16 protein-coding genes are annotated in these 21,711 nt (G+C 59.4%); all 16 read left to right on the plus strand.

The features are described 5' to 3' along the window. Positions 1–407: 407 nt before the first annotated feature. Positions 408–2,222: a polysaccharide biosynthesis protein gene (locus ACYQ54_RS25100; RefSeq protein ID WP_460087355.1), complete on the plus strand. Its 1,815-nt coding sequence runs from the start codon at positions 408–410 to the stop codon at positions 2,220–2,222. Continuing rightward, complete coding sequence (locus ACYQ54_RS25105; RefSeq protein WP_460087357.1) at positions 2,222–3,514, plus strand: glycosyltransferase family 4 protein; 1,293 nt, start codon at positions 2,222–2,224, stop codon at positions 3,512–3,514. Before ACYQ54_RS25100 ends, ACYQ54_RS25105 begins: the two co-directional genes overlap by 1 nt. Then, positions 3,511–3,939 (plus strand): GtrA family protein, encoded by a 429-nt coding sequence (locus ACYQ54_RS25110; protein WP_460087358.1) that lies wholly within the window; start codon positions 3,511–3,513, stop codon positions 3,937–3,939. Before ACYQ54_RS25105 ends, ACYQ54_RS25110 begins: the two co-directional genes overlap by 4 nt. After that, the gene (locus ACYQ54_RS25115) at positions 3,936–5,588 is read left to right on the plus strand and encodes an ArnT family glycosyltransferase (protein WP_460087359.1); all 1,653 of its coding nucleotides are present in this window, start codon (positions 3,936–3,938) and stop codon (positions 5,586–5,588) included. Before ACYQ54_RS25110 ends, ACYQ54_RS25115 begins: the two co-directional genes overlap by 4 nt. 112 nt (positions 5,589–5,700) lie before the next feature. After that, positions 5,701–6,507 (plus strand): glucose-1-phosphate cytidylyltransferase, encoded by an 807-nt coding sequence (rfbF, locus tag ACYQ54_RS25120; protein ID WP_460087360.1) that lies wholly within the window; start codon positions 5,701–5,703, stop codon positions 6,505–6,507. A gap of 10 nt (positions 6,508–6,517) precedes the next feature. Next, the gene (gene rfbG / locus ACYQ54_RS25125) at positions 6,518–7,654 is read left to right on the plus strand and encodes a CDP-glucose 4,6-dehydratase (protein ID WP_460087361.1); all 1,137 of its coding nucleotides are present in this window, start codon (positions 6,518–6,520) and stop codon (positions 7,652–7,654) included. A 30-nt stretch (positions 7,655–7,684) separates the two neighbouring features. Next, a complete protein-coding gene (locus tag ACYQ54_RS25130) occupies positions 7,685–8,917 on the plus strand; it encodes a DegT/DnrJ/EryC1/StrS family aminotransferase (protein ID WP_460087362.1) in 1,233 nt (410 codons plus the stop codon). Positions 8,918–9,083: 166 nt separating this feature from the next. Beyond that, the gene (locus tag ACYQ54_RS25135) at positions 9,084–10,328 is read left to right on the plus strand and encodes a methyltransferase domain-containing protein (RefSeq protein WP_460087495.1); all 1,245 of its coding nucleotides are present in this window, start codon (positions 9,084–9,086) and stop codon (positions 10,326–10,328) included. 9 nt (positions 10,329–10,337) lie between these two features. After that, positions 10,338–11,300 carry an NAD-dependent epimerase/dehydratase family protein gene (locus ACYQ54_RS25140; RefSeq protein WP_460087363.1) on the plus strand — a complete coding sequence of 321 codons (963 nt, stop codon included), beginning with the start codon at positions 10,338–10,340 and terminating at the stop codon, positions 11,298–11,300. Next, entirely contained in the window at positions 11,297–12,286 is a 990-nt protein-coding gene (locus ACYQ54_RS25145; protein ID WP_460087364.1) for a glycosyltransferase family 2 protein, read from the plus strand. The genes ACYQ54_RS25140 and ACYQ54_RS25145 overlap by 4 nt, the downstream gene beginning before the upstream one ends. A gap of 3 nt (positions 12,287–12,289) precedes the next feature. Further along, a complete protein-coding gene (locus ACYQ54_RS25150; RefSeq protein ID WP_460087366.1) occupies positions 12,290–13,417 on the plus strand; it encodes a glycosyltransferase family 4 protein in 1,128 nt (375 codons plus the stop codon). 132 nt (positions 13,418–13,549) lie between these two features. Beyond that, positions 13,550–15,460 (plus strand): GumC family protein, encoded by a 1,911-nt coding sequence (locus tag ACYQ54_RS25155; protein ID WP_460087367.1) that lies wholly within the window; start codon positions 13,550–13,552, stop codon positions 15,458–15,460. Positions 15,461–15,756: 296 nt separating this feature from the next. After that, a complete protein-coding gene (locus ACYQ54_RS25160) occupies positions 15,757–17,535 on the plus strand; it encodes a GumC family protein (RefSeq protein ID WP_460087368.1) in 1,779 nt (592 codons plus the stop codon). Then, on the plus strand, positions 17,528–18,934 hold the full coding sequence (locus ACYQ54_RS25165) for a pectate lyase family protein (RefSeq protein WP_460087369.1): 1,407 nt from the start codon (positions 17,528–17,530) through the stop codon (positions 18,932–18,934). The genes ACYQ54_RS25160 and ACYQ54_RS25165 overlap by 8 nt, the downstream gene beginning before the upstream one ends. Further along, entirely contained in the window at positions 18,934–20,271 is a 1,338-nt protein-coding gene (locus ACYQ54_RS25170; protein ID WP_460087371.1) for a lipopolysaccharide biosynthesis protein, read from the plus strand. The genes ACYQ54_RS25165 and ACYQ54_RS25170 overlap by 1 nt, the downstream gene beginning before the upstream one ends. Continuing rightward, on the plus strand, positions 20,268–21,527 hold the full coding sequence (locus tag ACYQ54_RS25175; protein ID WP_460087372.1) for an O-antigen ligase family protein: 1,260 nt from the start codon (positions 20,268–20,270) through the stop codon (positions 21,525–21,527). Before ACYQ54_RS25170 ends, ACYQ54_RS25175 begins: the two co-directional genes overlap by 4 nt. The last annotated feature ends 184 nt before the right edge of the window (positions 21,528–21,711 follow it).

The raw sequence follows: 21,711 nt of genomic DNA on the forward strand, positions 1-21,711 counted from the left end.
AGTTCGCAAAAAAATAGCGGACATGGGGCAATAGCATTTTTTTGCGCCTCGAGTGTTTAGCGGAGCATTTGGTTATGGCGGATTTTTATACATCTGAGACGGCGCCGAAGATCAGGATAGAAGCATCGGGTCGCCCTGTGTTGGAAAGCCAGTCGAGGCTTAATCGGTGGTGCCAACAATTATTGGCCGAGTTGAAGGCTAACCGGAGGCTCGTACTCGGTGACGTCGTTTCAATAACACTGTCCGCTGCGCTTGCGGTGCTTCTGACGGTGACCGGATCGGCTCAAAAGCAGTTGTTGCCAGCGATACTGCCGTTTGCGGCACTGGCCTGTGTCTGCGGTCTCCTGATTTTCCCTTTAGCCGGTTTCTACCGGCGGGATACGCGATCAACCTCCTTGAGAGACATCGTGATCCTGCTCAAGGGAGCGCTGCTCGCAAGCACGTCGCTCGCAATTCTGTCGCGGCTGAATGTTGTAACAGCCACCGTTCCCCTTCCTGTTGTGATCGTTCAGTTCTATCTCGTAGTGCCCGCGCTCGGTGCGTTGCGGGTTATTGCGAGAGGCCGGGAACTGACCCGCAAGAGCCGCCAGCTCAAAGAGGGAAACACGAAAACCCCCGTTCTTCTGGTGGGGACTGGGACAAGTTGCGATCTCTTCCTGCGCTCTTTGCGCAATACCGGGTCCCGCTATCTCCCGGTTGGAATTATCGATGATGCCCGCAACACCCAGGGACTATACTTCCATGACGTCCAGATCATCGGATCACTGCGAGATCCTGACAATGTGATCGAACGGCTTTCGCAGTGGAACGTGCTGCCTCAGCGGCTGCTTCTGACAGAACCGACAACCCACTTCGACAGCGACGGCATTCAAAAACTGACTGCATGGGCCAGTGGACACGGGGTGACCGTTTCAAGGCTGCACGGGCTGGAGGATCTTGGCGCGCAAGACATGGGCGAAGGCCAGAACATGAGGAGCGTCGATCCCGATGACATTCTGGATCGCCCGCAACAGGCTGTGGAACGGTCCCTGTTGTTTGAAGTGTTCAGGGGACGGCGTGTCCTGGTGACGGGTGCCGGAGGGTCGATCGGTAGCGAGCTCACACGGCAGATCGCGTCCTTCAATCCGGCAGAGATAGTGATCATCGATAGCTGCGAATTCAATGCATATTCGATCGACATGGATCTGTCGCAACATTTTCCCGACGTGCCACGGCGGATGTATGTGGCGTCCATTGTCAATGCCGATCGCATCAACTCGATTTTCCGAATGCATCGCCCGGAGCTGGTGTTCAACGCGGCGGCCCTGAAACATGTGCCGATCGTCGAGCTCAACCCGTGCGAAGGCGTTCTGACAAACGTTATCGGATCGAGGAATGTTGCCGATGCGGCCCGGGAGGTCGGGGCTCTCGCAATGGTACAGATCTCGACCGACAAGGCTGTCAACACAACCAATGTCATGGGGGCCACAAAACGTGTCGCGGAATTCTATGTCCAGGCACAGGACCGTATCACCAACGAGACGGAAGAACGCACACGGTTCTTCTCGGTCCGGTTCGGCAATGTCCTCGGGTCTTCGGGATCGCTGATCCCGCTTTTCCAGCGCCAGATCACCAATGGCGGACCGATCACGATCACCGATCCCAAGATGGAACGGTACTTCATGACGATCCGCGAAGCGGTTCAGTTGACCTTGGTTTCTGCCGCGAGCGGCCTGAAGTTCGACACCAGCCAGGGCGAAATCTTCGTTCTGGACATGGGCAGTCCGGTCAAGATAGTCGATCTTGCCGAGCGCATGATCCGTCTCGCCGGCCTGACACCTCACAAGGATATCGAGATCAAGTTCATCGGTATGCGTCCCGGGGAGAAGCTGTACGAGGAACTGTTCGACAAATCGGAAAGCCGGGCTGATTGCGGCATACCCGGTGTCAGCGCAGCACGTCCGGAGGGCGTTCCGATTGCACGGCTGCGGGCGATGATCCTGAAGCTGGAGCTTGCGGCACTGCGCCAGAACGGACCTCTGGTCAATCAGTTGCTCCGGGAACTGGTGCCCGGTTATGGCGAGCCCGGTTATGGCGAGAAAGGCACTTGCGCGACGGAGACGACCAGAGTCGCTGCCGTCACTGCCCGGTCCAGTGCGAAGGAACTGTCCGTGAAGTTTCCGGTCCCGGCGCCTGCCGTTATTCGGCCTGCCGGAGCACCTGAAGTACTGAGTGTTGGCTAATGAGCGCCACTGCCAACCATATGCGCTGCACTGTCAGCGATTCTCAGAAGTTGACGAAAAACGGCAATTCCGGCCGCCGCAGGCGAGCTGTGGTCGTCGGCAGCCTTGGGTATTCTCTGGTCAATTTTCGGCTGGATCTGATGCGGCGCTTCCAGGCAAACGGCTATGAGGTTACCGCTCTTGCCGCTGAGATCGATGCCGAGACCGCGAGAATTCTGGACGAGAACGGGATTGCCCATCGCGAAATTCCCATGAAACGCACGGGGACGAACCCATTTAGCGACCTTGTCAGTCTGTGGGCCCTTGTTCGCACACTTCGCGAGATAAAGCCTGAACTCGTCCTCGCATATACAATGAAGCCGATCGTCTATGGCTGCCTCGCAGCGCAACTGGTCGGCGTCCGGTCCCGCTACGCGCTGTTCACCGGGCTCGGATATGCCTTCATGGAAGACAAGCCGACCGGCCGTCGGCGATACGTGCGCGGCGCCTCCGTCTGGCTGCACCGGATCGCCCTGCGCAGGCTGACCGCTGCTTTCTGCTACAACAGAGCGGATCGCCGGGATATCCGGCAGTACAGACTGGTGCCGGACCGGGTACCGCTCCATGACATTCCAGGCTCAGGCGTTGACACGGCCCGCTTCTCGGCGACACCGGTTCCGCAGGGGCCTGTCCGTTTCCTTTTCGTGGGTCGGCTCCTTCGGTCCAAGGGGCTTGCTGTTCTTGCAGAAGCCGCGCAACACCTCAAGTCCGAAGGGCTCCAGTTCGAGCTAGACATTCTGGGGCCAACCGACAGCAATCCCGATGCGATCGAGCCGGAGCAGCTCAAGGCGTGGCAGGATGACGGGGTATTGACATATCGCGGAGCGACAAATGATGTGGTGCCGTTTCTTCACGCAAGCAGTGTGCTGGTCCTGCCAACGTCGCTGCGCGAAGGCATTCCGAGGTCGATCCTCGAGGCCATGTCCTGCGGGCGCGCCGTCATTACCACCGATGCGCCGGGCTGCGGGGAGACGATAGAACACGGTGTTTCGGGTTTTGTCGTTCCGCGCGATGATGTTCAGGCACTTGCCGGGGCGATGAGACGCTTCATCGAAGTGCCAAATCGGGCCACCGTCATGGGTGCAGCCGCCCGTGAACTCGTTTGCAGCCGGAACGACATTCATCAGGTGAATGCCAGGCTGATGCAACTCATGGGCATCGAGGCCGTGCGATACGCCTCCGGGGTACGCAAACCGGATCCGGTCGCCGACGCGGAAGTGGTCTGCCAGGTCTCGGAGGTCGCCCTCTCATGACCCTGTCAGTTGCATCGACCCGCACGGCATTGACCGACCTGATGACCTCCCGGGTCGTGCGGTTCCTTGGCGCGGGCGTCGTCAACACGGCTTTTGGATATGGGGTCTTTGCAATCCTCGTCCTGGCGGGTGTGCACCCGCAAGCCGCGCTTGTGGCGCAATTCGGCCTCGGGGTGATCTGGAACTACTCCATCCATGCCCGGTTCGTTTTCGGTGTCAGCGGTTTTGGCAGGCTCCCGCTCTACGGGCTTGCCTATGTCGCAGCCTATGCATTCAACGCCGTGTTGCTTGCTGTCTTGACCGGAGCCGGGGTGCCCGCGCTCGGTGCGCAGCTCCTGTCGCTGCCTCTTGTCGTGGCACTCTCCTACGTTCTTGTTGCCCGTGCGCTCGGTGTGCGCGGGAGCAGAAAGGACGCACAGCCATGAGTGTCCTGCAATCCAACCATATGACCGTTGCAGTGGATGGGGCATCGCATGCCGGACTCCGTCAGAAATGGCTGCGGTTCGCGGTCAGTGCCGCATCTGTTGCAGGGGCCGCGCTGTTGCTGGGCGCGCTCTACGGCAGGCTGATGGCCTTCGGTGTGCGGCGGGACGAGATGATGTTCGTACCACCCGCGCAGTATCTGCCGGACTGGCAGCTCTACAGCGATGCGTTCTTCAACCATGTGCCGAATGCCGCCTGGTTCTACCACTTCATGCATATGCTGCTCGGTGACCAGGGATTGCTCGGCTCGGCAAGAACAGGCGTCTTTCTGCTTTGGGTGCTGCTGATCCTCGCGATTGTCTGGATCACACTGCGCATATCGCGATCCTGGCTGCTGGCGATCTTCTCCGCCGTGGCCGTGCTTGCGGCGGACCCGTTGCTTGGCCAGGCCGGTATGGCGGCAACCAACAACCTGTTGCCGCTGCCGTTCGCGGTTCTGGGGATAGGCCTTTTCCTCGTCGAAACCATGGAACGGCGGCCGCGATCCAGCCTGATCTTCGTTGCCGGAGTGTGCCTTTCGCTTGCGGCGGGCAGCAAGGTCAGTGCGGTGGTTTTCATTCCTCCGGTCGCGCTTGCCGCCTTCCTGCTTCCGGCTGGCGCTTCCATGAGCAGGCGGTTGACCGGAACCGTTCTGCCACTCGCTGCCGGTGGTCTGATCGGAGCACTGCCCGTGATCTGGTATCTGCTGGCCGATCCGCAGCTGTTTCTTGCACATGTGCTGTCGTTTCATACCGGCCCGCACATCGCCTACTGGACGGCGAATGCTGCCAGCGAGCCTGGCCTGGCGATGGGACTGGGCGGTAAGTTTAAGCTCGCATTCGAAGCCTGGCTGGCGGGAGGTCCGTTGATCCTGGCAACCGTGCTGGTTTACCTGTTCTGGGTAGCGCTCCGCGCTCGGCAAAAAGGTGACGCGCAGGGCCGCGATTGCCGTGGTCAGACTGCTGTCGTCCTGGCAGTCGTTGCACTTGCTGCCGCACTCAGCTTCGTGCCAACCCCCGGTTATCCGCAGTATTATATTCAGCCGCTGGCCTGCCTTCCGATCCTGGGTGCATTGCTCTATCGGCAGATCGGACCACAAGACCGCCAGCAAGTGTTGCCGGTTCTTTGCGCCAGCATGTTCGTCATGCTCGTCATTACGCTTCCACGGCTCATGCCCGGACTCGCAAGCCTTGCCGCCTCTGACGACTTTACCTCCGCGCGCATGCTTCGCGGCGGCAAGGAATTGCAGCAGGCGCTCGTCGCCCACAATGCCCCCGAGGGACCGGTGGCGACTTTCATGCCTCTTTATCCGATGGAGGCCGGTCTCGGTATCTATCCGGAATTTGCCTCGGGCCAGTTCGCCTACCGGATCGCGCCTTATACGGACGCCGAACTTGCCAGTTTCTATCGGATGGTCGGCGCCGACGGCTTGGCAGGTCTTTTCAGCAAAGAGCCCCCCGCCGCCATCCTCGTGGGCTACGAGCCCGACCTCGAAGCACCGATGCTCGAGTATGCGCGGGCAAACAGCTACCTGGAAATTCCGGTTTCGGAGCTGAGCAACCGTTACGGCGAAGGCCGCCTTTTTGTTCGAACGACGGGAGGTCTGGACTGAGCCGCAGCTCTGCGGTTCTCAAAGTTGTGTCAGCGCGATCGTTTCAGTCGGACTGACTTCGTTTCTTACCAAGATTTTGTTTTCAGTGTTTAGACAATCAGGGAGAAGAAAAATGCAAACAGTGCTTCTTGCCGGAGGGTTAGGCTCACGCCTAGCAGAAGAAACAGTCACCATTCCCAAACCAATGGTCGAGGTCGGTGGTCGGCCGATCATTGCCCGCGTAATGGACATTTACAGTCATTTCGGCCACCGCGACTTTGTTGTCGCGGCCGGTTACAAGGCGTTGCTGATAAAACAGTTCTTCGCCAACTACCACTTGATCGCCAACAATATTTCCGTGTCGGTGGATACAGGAAAGCTGCGTCTCGTGCCATCGGAACCGGGTGGCTGGAACGTTTGCGTTGTCGATACGGGCGCTCACACGATGACCAGCGGCCGCATTCGCAGGCTGCGGGACTGGCTCAACAACGAAACTTTCATGTGCACCTACTCGGACGGTCTGGGCAATATCGACATCAATGCCCTGATCGACTTCCACAAGTCGCATGGAAAGCTTGCCACCGTCACCGCCGTTCAGCCGCCCGCACGCTTCGGCAACATCGAGCTCAAGGGCGACCGGGTCTTCGCGTTTACTGAAAAGGTGCGCAAGCGCGACACCTGGATCAACGGCGGCTATTTCGTCTTCGAACCCGGCGTGCTGGACTACATGGTCAATGATGCCGAACCGCTCGAACAGTCGCCTCTGACCCAGATGGCCAAGGACGGCGAGCTGATGGCTTATCGCCACGACGGTTTCTGGCATCCGATGGATACCGTCCGCGACCGGGACACGCTCAATTCGCTGTGCGATGAGGCCCCGCCGCCATGGCTGCGGTTCAATGAGGAAATGCCGGCTGACATGCCGGCGCTCGCGATCTGAGATGTCGACCATGTCAGATTTTATCGATCCTCATATTGGCCGTTCTTTCGCCGGTCGCCGGGTTTTGGTCACGGGGCATACAGGGTTCAAGGGCGGCTGGCTTTCGGCTTGGCTGATGCATCTTGGAGCCGATGTCGTCGGCCTGTCGCTGCCTCCGAACGAGGGACCGGGCGTCTTCAGGTCCTGCGGTCTTGACGGTCGGATGGACAGCCGGATTGCGGACATCCGGGATCGGGCGGCGCTGCAGGAAGCCTTGCACGGCGTCGATGCCGAGATCGTTTTCCATCTGGCCGCCCAACCCCTGGTGCGCCATTCCTACCGATATCCGGCGGACACCTTTGCAACCAATGTTTCGGGTACGGCCAACGTCCTGGATGCGGTTCGCCAGATGCCTTCGCTGCGTGCGGTCGTCGTGATCACCTCCGACAAGTGTTACGACAACCGCGAATGGACCTGGGGCTATCGCGAGATCGACCCGCTGGGTGGCCATGACCCCTACAGCGCGTCGAAGGGTTGCACCGAACTTGTGGCGCAGGCCTATCGCCACGCCTTCTTCGCCGATAGCAGCGGACCGCAACTGGCTACAGCCAGAGCCGGGAACGTCATTGGTGGCGGCGACTGGGGTGAGGAACGGCTGGTGCCGGACATCGTGCGGGCAGCCTCAAACCGTGTGCCGCTCGAGATCCGCAGCCCCGAGGCAGTGCGGCCCTGGCAGCATGTTCTGGAGCCGCTCTCGGGCTATCTCCAGCTCGCGGCCCGGCTTGTCGAGGATGGCCCCGAGTTTGCTGGCGCCTGGAACTTCGGCCCTGACATCGAAAGCACGGTCAACGTGCGCGAGCTGCTGCATATGGTGCGGACGGCCTGGGGCGAAGGGGCCCCGGAGATCCGTTTCGCCAAGCCACAGCCCGAAACGGTTTCTGCTCTGCACGAAGCCGGCATCTTGCGTCTCGACAGCACCAAGGCCCGCACCCGCCTCGGATGGCGGCCGCAGCTCAGGCTTGCCGAGGCAATCGGGATGACAGTCGACTGGTACAAGGCACACGCGCTTGGCGAGGACATGAGTGAGTGTAGCGAACAGCAGCTTGCTGGCTACAGCGCCCTGATGGCTGGCAGCAGTCTCACGCGCTACGCGATGGTCGCTGAATAGACACTGCGAGATCACCGGAGAAATTGACACATGCGAGTTAATTACGGCCAGACGGTACACGGACAGGAAGAGATCGACGCCGTGGTCGAAGTGCTCAAGACCTCGACCCAGATGGGGCCGCGTGTTCGTGACATGCAGCAGAAGGTCGCCGAGCTTTTCAGCAAGAATTTCGGGATCATGGTCAACTCGGGGTCTTCGGCCAATTATCTGGCCGTGGAGATCCTGGACCTTCCCAAGGGCAGCGAGGTCATCACCCCCGCGCTGACATTTGCCACCACGGTTGCCCCGCTCGTCCGCCAGGGCCTCGTGCCGGCATTCGTCGACGCTGCCGAGGGAACCTACAACATCGACGAGACGGCCATCGAACGCATGATCACGCCCGCAACCTCTGCGGTGATGATCCCTTCCCTGATCGGCAATCTGCCGAACTGGAAGCGCATTCGGGAAATCGCCGATGCACATGGCCTGAAGGTGATCGAAGACAGTGCCGACACCTTGGGCGCGACGATTTCCGGCGAAAGCACGGGCATCTACTCGGATGTTTCGACGACGAGTTTTTACGGTTCGCACGTCATCAACGGCGCAGGCAACGGTGGCATGCTCTGTGTCAACACTCCCGAGTTGGCACGCAAGGCGCTGTTGTTGCGCTCCTGGGGCCGCAGTTCGTCGCTCTTCGTTGAGTCCGAGGCAATCGAGAACCGGTTCAACGTCCGGCTCGACGACATCGAATATGACGCGAAGTTCGTTTTCGAAGCGCTTGGCTACAATCTGGAACCTTCGGAAATCAGCGCGGCGTTCGGCCTCGTGCAACTTGGCAAGCTGCAACACAACATTGCGGTTCGCGAACGGCATTTTGAGGCACACAAGCGGTTCTTCGCGGACCATGAAGACTGGTTCGTCCTGCCGCGCCAGCTAGAGGGTGCCCGGACGGGTTGGCTGGCATTCCCGCTGACAATCCGTGCTGATGCGCCGTTTACCAGGCGCGAACTCCAGATCTATCTCGAAAAGGCCGACATCCAGACGCGCCCGGTCTTCACCGGCAATATCCTGCGCCAGCCGGCAATGAAGGACGTCGACTGCCGCGTCGATCCGGCTGGTTATCCGATTGCCGACGGCGTGATGCGGGGGGGCATCCTTCTGGCCTGCCATCACGGCCTCGATGACGATCAGGTTGAATACATGCACGCGCGTGTCAGCGATTTCCTGAGCCGGTTTTCTGCCGGATTCGGTGCTGTGGCTGCAGGCAAAGAGAGGGTTGGATGATGCTGACCCTGCCATGTCCTTCAGGCGAGGCCCGCCGGGTCATGCGCAGACACAGTTCAGAAGGAGCGGCATCGACAGGTCGAATTGGTGGGGATTTTACCGCGCGGAATTCGCAGTGAACAAGAACCCAGACAGTGCAAGTCCTTTTTGAGAGCGATTGAAAACAATGAATAAGTTCGAGCTAGACAAGTCTATCCGCCGTACCTGCAGAACCTGCGGTTCCGAGGATCTTTTGCTGTTTCTGCCGATGGGCACTCATCCGCCGGCCAACATGTTCGCAAGCGAGGCCGATCGCGGCAAGCCCCAGGTCGCTTTTCCGCTCAACACGCAAGCCTGCCTCGATTGCGGCCTGATCCAGGTTGCCGATCAGGTGCCGGCCGATTTCTTCACCAATTATCTTTACGTGCCTTCGGGCGCTGCGACGATGCATTCCCATTTCGCGGAATTGGCGAAAGTCGCCGTGGACAAGGCAGACGGCGGGCTGATCGTCGATATCGGCTGCAACGACGGGCTCATGCTGTCCCATGCGAACAAGCTGGGCGGCAAGACGCTTGGTGTGGACCCGGCGGCAAACCTTGCGATAATCGCTCAAGAGCGCGGCGTGAGGGTGCACACGGCATTCTTCAATCCCGAGACGGCCGCGGCCTTGCGAGAGGCCGAAGGTCCGGCGGCGGTCATCACGACTTCCAACACGTTCAACCATATCGACGATTTGCACGGCTTTACCGAGGGCGTGCTGACGCTTCTGGACGAGCGCGGCGTCTTCATCATTGAAGTGCCGTGGGGCAAGGAGATCCTCGCGACCAACGAATTCGACAACGTCTATCACGAGCATCTTTCGGAACTGAGCCTGCTTTCCATCGTGCGCCTGGGCGAAAGCGTCGGGCTGGATGTGGTGGATGTTACCAAGCTTCCCGTTCATGGCGGCTCGATGCGGGTGTTCATGCAGCCGGCCGCCCTGAAGGCGCAACGCGCGGCTATTGTCGACGAGATGCTTGAAGATGAACGTCAGGCCGGTATGACGCAGGCTGCGACATACGAGGATTTCGCCGGCCGTATTCATCAGATCCGCAAGGATCTCACCGAGTTGCTGGCGGAACTGAAGGCAGACGGCAAGTCGATTGCCGGCTACGGAGCGCCGGCGAAAGGCAATACGCTGCTCAATTTTTTCGGGATCGGCACGGAAACACTCGATTTTCTGGTCGACAGGAACCCGCTGAAACAGGGGCTCTACTCTCCTGGCATGCACATTCCGGTTCTGGCACCGGAAGCCGTGGCCGAGAAACAGCCTGACTACCTGCTGGTTCTCGCCTGGAATTTCCTGGACGAAATCCGTGAGCAGATGGCCGAATTCGAGGCGAAGGGCGGCAAGTTCATCGTGCCCCTTCCGGTGCCGAAGATTGTTCCCTGAGGCAGACTTATGGCGCGCGTTCTCATAACCGGAGCATCCGGCTTCATCGGATCGAACCTGGTCCGGGCCTGTTTGCAGCGAGGCGACGAGGTCAGTGCCGTCGTGCGGCCTCGCTCGTCCACGGGCCGGCTCGCCGGCATCGGGTCGCGCATCGACCTCTACAGGCTTGATCTCTCGGACGCCCGGGCGCTCGGCAATTGCCTGGCAAAAACCCGGCCGGAGATCGTTTTCCATGTGGGCGCACGCACCCGTTTCGAAAACCGGCCGGACTTGCAGGATCTTGCAGACAGCGTCGAAGAGAACCTCTCGCCGCTGATCGCGCTCCTGTCGGCCTTGACGGCTTGCGATTGCCCACCCCGGGCCTTCGTCAGGACGGGGACGATTGCCGAATACGGGGACTGTGCGACGCCTTTTACGGAAACAGCGCGTGAGAGACCGGGCGGGTCCTATGCCGCCTCTCTTCTGGCCGGGACGCACTATCTGGAGATGGCACAACCGCGGTTGCCGTTTTTTGCCGTCACTGCGCGGCTGGCTCTGACCTATGGGCCGGGGCAGTCGGAGAGCTTCCTGATCCCGCGCGCCATTTCTCAATTGCTGGCCGGCCAGAAGGTAAGTGTCCGCAGCCCCTCGGATCGCCGTGACCTGATCCATGTCGATGACGTGACCAGGGCACTCATGATGCTGGGCAACAATCCCGAAGATGCCGGACTGGTGGTCAATGTGGGGTCGGGACATTCTCCGACGGTCGCCGAGGTCATGCGGACCTTGATCAAGCTCACCGGCGCCGATGCCGGTCTCGTGAATTTCAGCGATCAAACCGGCGATCCGGTCGAATTGATCGTCACTGCCGAATGCATCCGCGACCGCCTTGGCTGGTCGCCCGAAATCCAGCTCCAAGATGGCCTCGAAAGGACCGTGAAATGGGTACGAGAGAACATCATTCCAACGTTCGCAGCGGAGATGCAGGCATGATTCTTGTTTCTGTCCTGATCCCGACGCTGAATGAAGAGGACAACGTTCGCAACACCTACAAGCGTGTCATGGACGTGTTTGACCAGCTTCCCGACTATGAGCCGGAGCTCATTTTCACTGACAATCATTCCAGTGACCGGACCTTCGACATTCTCACGGAAATAGCCGCCAAGGACCCCCGGGTTCGCGTGATACGGTTTTCGCGCAACGTCGGCTATCAGGCGTCAGTGCTGACTGCCTACCGGGCCGCTGAGGGCGCCTGTGCCATACAGCTTGATTGTGACCTCCAGGACCCGCCTGAACTGATCCCGCAGATGCTGGACACGTGGCGCAAGGGCTATCATGTGGTCTACGGAATCCGGCGGAGCCTGCCGGACGGCGCGATCGTCGCTTGGCTGCGCAGAACCTTCTATGCGCTGATCGACGCGATCAGCGAGGACGATCTTCCCCGGAATGCGGGTGAATTCCGGCTGACCGATCGGCGTATTCTCGATGAGCTGCGCCGCGTGGACGACCGCTCACCGTATGTCCGCGGGCTGATCAGCGGCATGGGCTTCAACCAGACCGGTTTTGAATACGACCGGAACGCTCGCGTGTCCGGCGAATCCAAGTTTCCGCTTGGTGCAATGGTCTCGCTGGCGGTGGATGGGCTGATCAACCATTCGCTTGTGCCGCTGCGGCTGGCCTCCCTGATCAGCCTCGTGGGCGGCCTGTGCGCCTTTCTGCTGCTTTCCGGATACATCATCGGCAAGCTTGTTTTCGGCCAGGACTGGCCCGCTGGTTTTGCGACGACCACCACGCTGATCCTGCTGTCGACGACTGTGAACGCAATGTTTCTCGGCATTCTGGGGGAATATGTCGGCCGGATATTCCTGCAGTCGAAGAACCTGAACCGGCCACTGGTCGAAATCGAACTGAATGGCAGTGGACAGCGGAACGGAAAGGTTCCCGATGACAGCCGTACCATGGTGGAGGCTGCAGAATAGACCATGAAACTGCTCTTCGTTCAGGCTGGTTTCGGCGCAGGCGGCACGGAAAAGATCGTTGCCATGCTGGCGGCACATCGTGCCGAGCTGGGCGATGAGGTGCATGTGGCCGCTATGACCTGCCTCGAAGCAGGATCGTATTTCGCCTATCCGGACAGCGTCGTCCTTCACGTACTCGACCGGCCAAGCGGCAAAGGGCTGCTTCCTACGCCGTTGCGCAGGCTTGCAAATATCCGCAGGCTGGTTCGGGCTCTGTCACCGGATGCCTGCCTTTCGTTCCTGACCAAGATCAACGTGCTGACCCTTCTGGCCGCCGGTTCGTCGGTGCCCGTGATTGCCTCCGAGCGCAACAACCCGCTGGCTCAGAGAGCGCATCCGCTCTGGCGCCGTGCCCAGAATGCCTTGATGCCGAGAGCTGCGGCGATGGTCATGCAGACTGACCGGGCACGGCAGGACCTGCCGGCGCGAGTGCAGCCCTGCGCCCAGGTGATCCCGAATCCCTGTGCGCCGATAAAAGGGGTGGTGCCTTCACCACGCGGAAACAGGCTGGTTGCCGTCGGGCGTCTGGACCACCAGAAGGGCTTTGATCTGCTCATCGATGCCATGGCGCTGGTGCGTGAAAAACAGCCGGATGCAAGATTGAGGATCTATGGAGAAGGGGCCGCCCGCGATTCCCTGGAAGCGCAGCGTGACCGTCTTGGTCTTCAGGACATCGTTTCCCTGCCGGGCAAGAGCACCAGGCCAGGTGAATGGATCCGGAACTCCGACATTCTTGTTCTGTCCTCCCGGTTCGAAGGGTTTCCGAACGTTGTCGCTGAAGCAGTCGTCAGCGGGCTTCCCGTCGTTGCATTCGACTGCCCCTACGGCCCGCGGGAGTTGATCGTCGATGGGGAGAACGGACTTCTGGTTCAGGACGGCAATGTCGGCGCGCTTGCCGAGGCGATTGATCGCTTGATGTCAAGCCCGGCCCTGAGAGCGGCAATGGCTGATGCCAATGTCCGCCTGCAGCAAAAACTGGCACCGGAGACCATTCTTGCTCTCTGGGACCGGACGATTTCCGATGCCGCCAGGAAGGGAGCATTCAAACACGGCAAACCGGCAGGGGAGGGATATTCACATGCGAATGCGTGAGGTTTTCACCCCTGCGGACATCGGTATGTCCTTCGCTGCGGACCTGGCGCGGACCGATATCGGAGCGCTCAACAATTACGACTTTAATACCAACACAAATCAACAGAACTCAGCGGCATTTGGGGGAATTCTATGAGCATTCTTGTTGACTCGCAGCAGGAGCAAAGTCCCTTGGCAGAACGCCCGATACAGTTCGGGTTCTTTGCCATGTTCAAGGTGTTGCGAAGAAACTGGCTCTGGCTGACTTTGTCCGTGTTGCTGGGCCTGGGTGCTGCGCATCTGGCACTTCGGGTCATTCAGCCGAAATTTGCTGCACGCTCGACCATCATTCTGGCTAACGTGGAAACGCGGATTAATCCGACAGAGACGACAATCGAGAATTCCGACACGTCGCTTGTCCATATCGAGACCGAGATCGACCTGCTTCGTTCAGTCGAGTTCGCCCGCAAGGTCGCCAGTGAGCTGAAACTGATTTCGGACAGTTATTTCAATCCGTACCTGTCGGCGACCGAACAGCCGGTTCCCACTGACGAACAGCAATTGGAAGCGGTCCTGGTGCGAATGCTCGACAGTTACACGGTCGAACGTCGGGGCGAGAGCCTGGCCCTCGACATTCGTGTGCGCCACCCGGATGCCGTCATGGCAGCACAACTGGCGAATACACTGTCAAGGACCTACATCGACAGCTCCCTTCGGGAGAAAAAGGAAGTCGTCCAGTCCTCAATCTCCGAATTGCGGGATCGGATAACGCTCCTTGGCGGCCGCTTGAGCGAGATGGAAGCGCGTCTCGCGGAGCTCATTCGCGAAAACGAACTCGATGACACCAGCCTCGGCGACGAGTTGAGGGCAGAGTTCAACAGGTTGACCTCTATCATGAGCCTGGCACGCGACCGGAATGCGTCGTCTATCCGGATCAATGACAGCAGGCAGCGCCTTGCGGAGGTGGAAAAGAAACTGGAAGAGCGAACGCGCGCCGAACTGACACAGTCCAAGCTGCAGAGATCTCTGGATGCGGACCTGGCCAGGTATCAGGCACTCGTGGAGCGACGCAACGCGCTGGAAACACAGGTCGACTTTCTTCAGCCCGATGCCCGTCAGGTGACAGTGGCTTACCCTGCGCTGAAACCGGCGACACCAAACCGTATCGCAATCTTCGCATTTGGCATTGCGGGCGGGTTGATTGTCGGTCTGGCATTCGTGATCCTGCGGGAATTGTTCGACCGCAGGGTGTGGACCGGTACTCAGACGATGCAGTACCTGGGCTTGCGAACTATTGGTTACGTTCCGCGGATAAGGTACTGGCGGAAGAGGGACAAGCAGGAACTCTTCCTGAGCAAAACATCCAGGCAAGAGAATTCGCCGTTCCAGCTCGCGCTGCGCAGCCTGCTCACGCTTCTTTCCAATCAGGTCCGGAAAAAGGACAGCATGGTCATGGCCGTAACATCGGCACTTGCCAACGAAGGCAAGACGACCCTGACGTTCTCTCTCGCGGTTTCTGCTGCCCGTGAAGGACATCGGGTGCTGGTGATCGATCTCGACATCCACCGGCACGGCCTTACACGCATGGCAGGCTGCGAGATACCGAAGAATACGCCCCAGGACATCTGGCAGGATCAGAAGGCAATCGACGAGCAGATTGTGCCATGCGCGCGGTTCGGACAGATCAATCTCCTGTCTTTCTCGCAGGATTTCATCGTTCCGAGGCGCCTGTTTGACACGCCTCGCGGCAAGGCCATTTTGAAGAAGCTACGCGGAACCTACGACGTCATCATTATTGATACAGCCCCCGTATTGGCAGCCGACGAAGCCAACCGCCTGGCGGCGCTCGCGGATTTCGTGATCCTGATCGCGCGTTGGGGGCGTACGTCGGAAGATGCGCTCGGAACGGCGGCGGAAGCCTTGCGGTACAATCAGATTCCACTCGCTGGCGTGGTGCTGAACGACGTCGACATTCGCCGTTATTCGTTGCGCGACTACGGAGCCCACCGGGCAGGAGGATACTACGCCTATAACAACAGCTACATTTACAAATCACCGCAGTGACACAGCCTCGGTCGCGTTGACGCTCCCCTTTCCGTCATCGCGAGCCACCCAAAGGCATTGGATCTGACAGGGCAGTTTATCTGAAGTTTTTTGCATCTTGCTGCGCATTGGCGTTTCAGTGGCAGCTATTTGAAAACCGCATCGAGTGCCGCGCAGTGCCGTTCAAGGGATATTCGGGCGCTCGGCAATTTAAGACGATCGCAAGGTCCGGCACTTTCGCCGCAACACAGTGAAGGAGACGATTCCTGTCTTTGCTCAACACCAGTTCTAAAACTGCCGGCAAGGTGGCTGATCCGGTGTCAAAACAGGATCGCTCTGCCGAAAGTGCTGCCGATTTCTGGCCTGAGAACATCCAGATTCACACGCTGATCCTCAGGAATGCGGTTCTTATCGTCATGTGCATTCTGGCCTGTGGCGCCCTTATGTGGCTTCGGCTTGCCACTGTTGTGCCGACCTACAGCTCGCAGGCCACGCTGGTGGTCGACGATGCGATCCTGCGACTTGACCCGTTCGGAGCCCGATTGCGGGCCAGAACCTTGTCGATGACCCAACTGGCCACCGAAGTCGAGGTCATGAATTCACGAGAGTTCGCTGCACGGGTGGCGGAACGGGTGTTGCCCGAAGAGATTTACGGCTCGGTTTCCGGGGCCGGTCAAGGCGGCGATACCGCCAAGGAGAATGCGGTCGATCGCATTCTGGAGAGCTATCAGATCATCTGGTATCCCACGACATTCGCCATTGATATCCTTGCTACGGACACCAGTCCGCAAGGGGCTGCCGAAATCGCGAATGGCGTCGCCCGGAGCTACGTCGATTACACGCTGGAGATACAGCGCACGGAAGTCGATAGGGCCAAGATGTCGATCTTGTCGCGTCAATCCGCGTTGCAGGAGACGATGAAAAAAGCGGAAACCGAACTGCTTGAGTTCAACAAAGCCCACAATCTCGACGATCTGACCGTGACGCAAACTCTGACCGACACCCTTCGCCGCCTGGAAGCGCAGCTGGCGCTGGCTGGCGAACAGGGAGAACTCTCGGCAGATGCCACGGAACTCAAGGCCGACCGGGACGCGACACTTGCGAAACTCAAAGCGCGTGCGGCGGCCGAAATAGAAAAAGCCGGCTTCGAGCGAAAGCTGGAGTCGATGCGAAGACAGGATGATCTTCTGTTCGACAAGATTGAGGCACTCACAATGCAGGAGGCGCTTCTGGCCCCGGTTGCGCAGCAGGTTACCGTAGCAAGTCCGTCAGCAAGGCCTGTTTCCCCTTCTCCCAAAACAGAGATGGCGGGCGCGCTGATCAGTGGGCTTACATTCGGTTTCATTCTGGCGCTTCTGCGGGAAAATCTTCGCGGACGTTTGCGGTGGCCGCATCAGATTACCGCGTTTCGCGCGCCGGTTCTGGGGCACTTGCCTCGGCTTTCACGAAAGTTCATCGCCCGCATGGCCTGGGCCACCAGGAGAGGCAGTCTGGTGCATGCGCTGCACAAGCTCTCGCCTCTTTATACGACCCTGCGGACAAAGACCGGGATAGGCTCCGGGAACGAGACCAGCGCCATGGTTCTGGTGACGTCACCGGGAAGCCACGAGGGTCGGAGCACCCTCAGTTTTGCAATCGCGGCGCATGCGGCCGCCGGCGGTGAGAATGTCCTGCTTGTCGATCTCGACCCGTCGCAAACGGATTTGATCACGACCCTGTCGCGCAAACGCACCGCGAGCAGGTTCCTCGATCTTCTGACCAATCCTTTGCAGATAGATGCGGCCGCGTGGCATTTGCCCGGCCATCCGAGCCTGTCGATAATCGCACCCGCACCGGGTGCCGTGCCCATACGGTTCGGCAACATGTCCAGCGTCACGGCGTCGCTCAGCGTCCTGCGCCGCAAATATTCCCTGATCGTGGTCGACTGCCCGCCTGTGCTGAGCGATGACGTGGCATGCCGCCTCGGCAGTCTTGCGCAGGCGGTGCTGGTGGTCGCCCGCATGAAGAAGACGCGCTTCGAAGACCTTTCGAAAGCCGCTCAACAACTCGAACTGAACAACGCCTCGAATGTCGGGATTGTGGTGAATGATGGCTGAGAACAGGACACAGGCTGCAATCGTTTTCGCCCTTGGCCTCTTGCTGTCAATGACGCTGGCGGCTGAGGCCGCGCCTCGCGCTTTCCCGGGGGCTGTCGGGTACGGGGCCTATGCTACCGGCTGGACCGGTGGGGAGGTCATTCCGGTGACCACGCTGGCTGATGCCGGCGCGGGCTCTCTGCGCGCCTGCGTCGAAAAGGGGGACATGCCTCGGATTTGCGTTTTCCAGGTAAGCGGAACGATCACGCTCGACAGTCCCCTCTTTTTCCGCTCGAACCTCTATGTCGCAGGCCAGACAGCACCCGGGCTGGGCATCCAGATCAGGCTGGGCAAGTCGTCCCGTGCCACGCCGGTGATCATCAAGAATGCCAGCGATGTCGTCGTGAGGTTTCTCAAGGTGCGACCGGGGCCGAGCCAGCAGCCGTCGTCGTCGGTCGATGCCGTGACGCTTGAAAACGCCTCACGCGTTTACCTCGATCATTTGTCGTTGATGTTTGCGACCGACGAGAACTTCAGCATTCACGTTTCCGGTAAGCGATCCAGCGACATAACGGTCGCCAACAGCATTTCCGCCTGGGGTCTGGATCACGCCAATCATCCGAAGGGACGCCACTCCAAGGGGGCCTTGATCTGCTCCGGGAACGGCTCGACCTTCGAGTGCGGGCGCGTGAGCCTCTGGCGAAACCTCTTTGCCCACAATCGAGACCGTAATCCCGATATTTACGGCAATGACGCCGGCCCGGTCGAAGTCGTCAACAGCGTTTTCTACAATCCGATCAGTCAATTCGGAGAGTTTCGCAACTACTACGGCAACGCGCTTATCATTTATGCCGGCAATGTGGCGCTGACCGGTCCGAACACCGTCCGCAGACGACCCGCTGCTGTCGAGGCCATCATGGCAAGCGACCAGTACAGTCTTGAGGTTCAGGTCGATGACGTTCTCGCGATCGACCGCGGACGCTGCAATCGAAACCGCCCTTTCCGGCAGGTGGACGCCGATCCCGGCGCCGAAATCATCGAAGGCGTGACCGGTAAACTGTCCGTCCCGCGCGTCAAGGCAAGTGAAGTGCTCGATCTCGTGCTTGAAGGTGTTGGTGACCGCCTGCCGTCGGACCGCCACCGGGACCCGCTCGACCGTCAGCTTGTCGATACGGTTCGCAATTGCGCCGGCAGGGTAATCAATTCTCCTTCCGAAGTCGGTGGCTGGCCGGATCTTCTGTCGGAGGAAAGGGTTTCGGACAGTGACGGTGACGGGTTTCCGGACGCTTGGGAAGACGCAACGGCCGGGCTTGATGCCAGCCAGCCGAACGACCCTTGGCAGATGGCCACGGGAACGGACCAGGCGCACATTGAACTTTGGCTGGCAGAGCTTGCCGGCGACAGGGAGCTGGTTGACTGATGGCCCGCCTGCTCAACCTCTCTGCCGAAGACAGCCTGATCGCCGGGCGGCTTATCCGCAATTTTTCATGGGTCTTCTCGTCTCAGGCGGTCAGCGGGCTGATCAGCATCGGGACCTTGGCCATCATGGCCCAGTCGCTTGGTCCGGCAGGTCTCGGCCTGTTTGCGATCTTCCAGGCCTATGTGCGCATTGTCGACCGGCTTCTGCGGCTGGAACCCTGGCAGGCCGTGATCAAATACGGCGTTGAGGCCCTGTCCGACAATGACGGCAACAGGTTCATGCGATTGCTGAAGGGCTCGGTTTACGTGAACCTTGCAGGCAGTACGCTCGCTGCCGGGGTTTCGATCCTTGCCGCCCATGTAACGGTGCGGATGATGGGCTGGCCGCAGGACAGTTCCGCTTATCTAGCGCTGTTTTCCCTGGCGCTTCTCTTCAACCTCAAACCAACCGCCGTCGCAGTGCTGAGAATTTTCAACCGGTTCGACGTTCTCGCCAAGGTCGACGTCGGTATTGCCCTTATGCGATTGGTGCTGTCCGCCGGTATATGGGCGATGGGTTACGGTCTTTGGGGTTTTGTTCTTGTTGCGGTGATCGAAGGCCTGGCGAATAGTCTGCTGCCCTTTGTCTTTTCGCTTCGGTATGTTCGCCAGCGCGGCTACGGCAAGTTCATGCAACTTCCGATCCGGGGCATTCGCAACGAGAACCCCGGAATACTGCGGTTCCTTTGGAACTCGAACTTCAATGTGATCATCCGTCAGACAGTCCAGCGTCTTGACGTGATCCTGCTGTCGTTGCTCGTGGATGAGAAATTTGTCGGCTATTTCCATATCGCCCGCCGGGTTGCCGACAGCGCGCTCAAGCTGGGGCGCCCGCTGAACCAGGTGATCTTTCCGGAACTGGCGCGCAAATGGAGTTCCGGCGAGGAGCGTGGTTTTCACAAGCTGGTAAATGGTGTGCTGCTGGCAATCGCAGGGCTTTGCCTGACCGTGCTGATCCCTGCAGCGTTCCTGATGCCATCCCTGTTGTCAGTTGTTTTCGGCGCAGGCTTCGACGAAGCGGCGAGCATGGTCAATGTTCAGTTGCTGGCCGTCATACTGCTGCTGGCGACCATGGTGCTTAATCCGGCAATGCTGAGCATGGGGCGCGACCGTGAGCTCTTGTTGGTGACCGTGATCGGAAGCGTGGTTTTCCTGGCCTGTTTCGTGCCGCTCGTCCGCATATTGGGACCGGTTGGTGCTGCCGTCGCACATGTGTTGTTCAACGGCACGCTCGTGGCAGGTGCCTTGATCGTCCTCTATTGGTCGCGCCGGCAGCGTGATGTGAGGGGGGCGTCTTGAGCCTGAGCGCGATCCCGGTCTCTCCGCACCGAAGCCCAGTATTGCCAGGGACGGCCAGTCAGCAACTGGAGCGTCTGCTTGTCATCGTCGCGGTGTTCCTGTCACCGATGACCTATCTACGAACCAATATCGTGTTCTTCACGCTGTCGGATCTCGTTGCCAGTGCCGCCTTTGTCGTGATGATCGCCAACAGGCGTATTCCGCTTCGTCCATTTGCGGACATGACGTCTTTCTGGCTGTTCTCGGTGCTGCTTCTTTGCGGTGGTCTGATTGTCGGATCGCTGATGTCCGGCGATCCGTTGACCGGGGCTGTAGGTGTCGGCCAATACGGGTTTTCGCTCGTCCTCATGCCTCTGCTGCTTCTGGGGCGGCCGGCGCGGGAAACGATGTTCCTGTGCAAGGTGATGGCCTTTTCTCTCGCGTTCGTGATGTTGCACGGTGTGCTCTATTCCGTGTTCAGCCCGGACGATGCCCGTTTCTTTTCGAGAAACGGACGCCTGACCGGCCTGATCGAGCGGGAAAACGGGGTCGGGCTATTGGCAGGTGTGGGGTTGGTCTACCTGATCTGGCTCTACTTCATCTCCCAGATCTCGGGCATCGTGTTCGTGGCACTGGCCGCGCCGGTTGCCTACGGCCTGCTGCTGTCCGCATCGAATTCCGGGTTTATCGTCGCGATGTTGGGGATTTTCGGAATTTCGTTTTTCTACGGCTCGGCGAAACACATGCTGGTCTTCATCGGGGTGGCCGTGGCAGGTCTGGCGGCGCTTTTCCTCTTCGGAGAGTATTTTTTACCCGAGGTGTTTCAGGAGCGGGTCTACGGGGCGTTGACGACCGGCGATTCCAGTGAGGCAGGCACATTCGATGGCCGCATGCTTCTCATTCGCGAAGCAATCGTCATGATCAACCGGTCCATCTGGATCGGCGTCGGCGTGGATCAGCACAGGCTGATCAGCCAATTGGGCGCGCCTGTCCACAACACCTATCTGCTGTTGTTTTCGGAAGGCGGTGTCGTTTCGCTGCTCGGTCTTGTCGGCGTCCTTCTCACGCTGGTGTTCGTCGGTTGGCGGGCGTTCAGCAATCCCGAAACGCGCTGGGCCGGAGTGCTGATGTTCACGATACTGCTCATGTTCGCATTCGCCCTGAATGGCGTCACACACATCTACGGAAGGTTCCTGTGCGTGCCGCTTCTGCTTCCGGCGGCGATCTGCCTGTCAGGCTTTGGGGGGCGCGGACAGAAAAAGCGGGAGCCCATGTGATCCATGGAAAATGTGCACTCCAAAGGTCGATGGATACACCGGAGCGGCCGGATACGGGGTCGGCATCCAGGACTATTGGGAGATGCCGTTTTTAACAGTGTTTCTATTGAGGTGTTTGCCGGTTTCTGTGATATTCTATTCGATATTGAGAATAATTCAGTTTTTAAAAGTTGGTATTAATCCG

The sequence above is a fragment of the Roseibium sp. LAB1 genome (genome assembly GCF_054658235.1).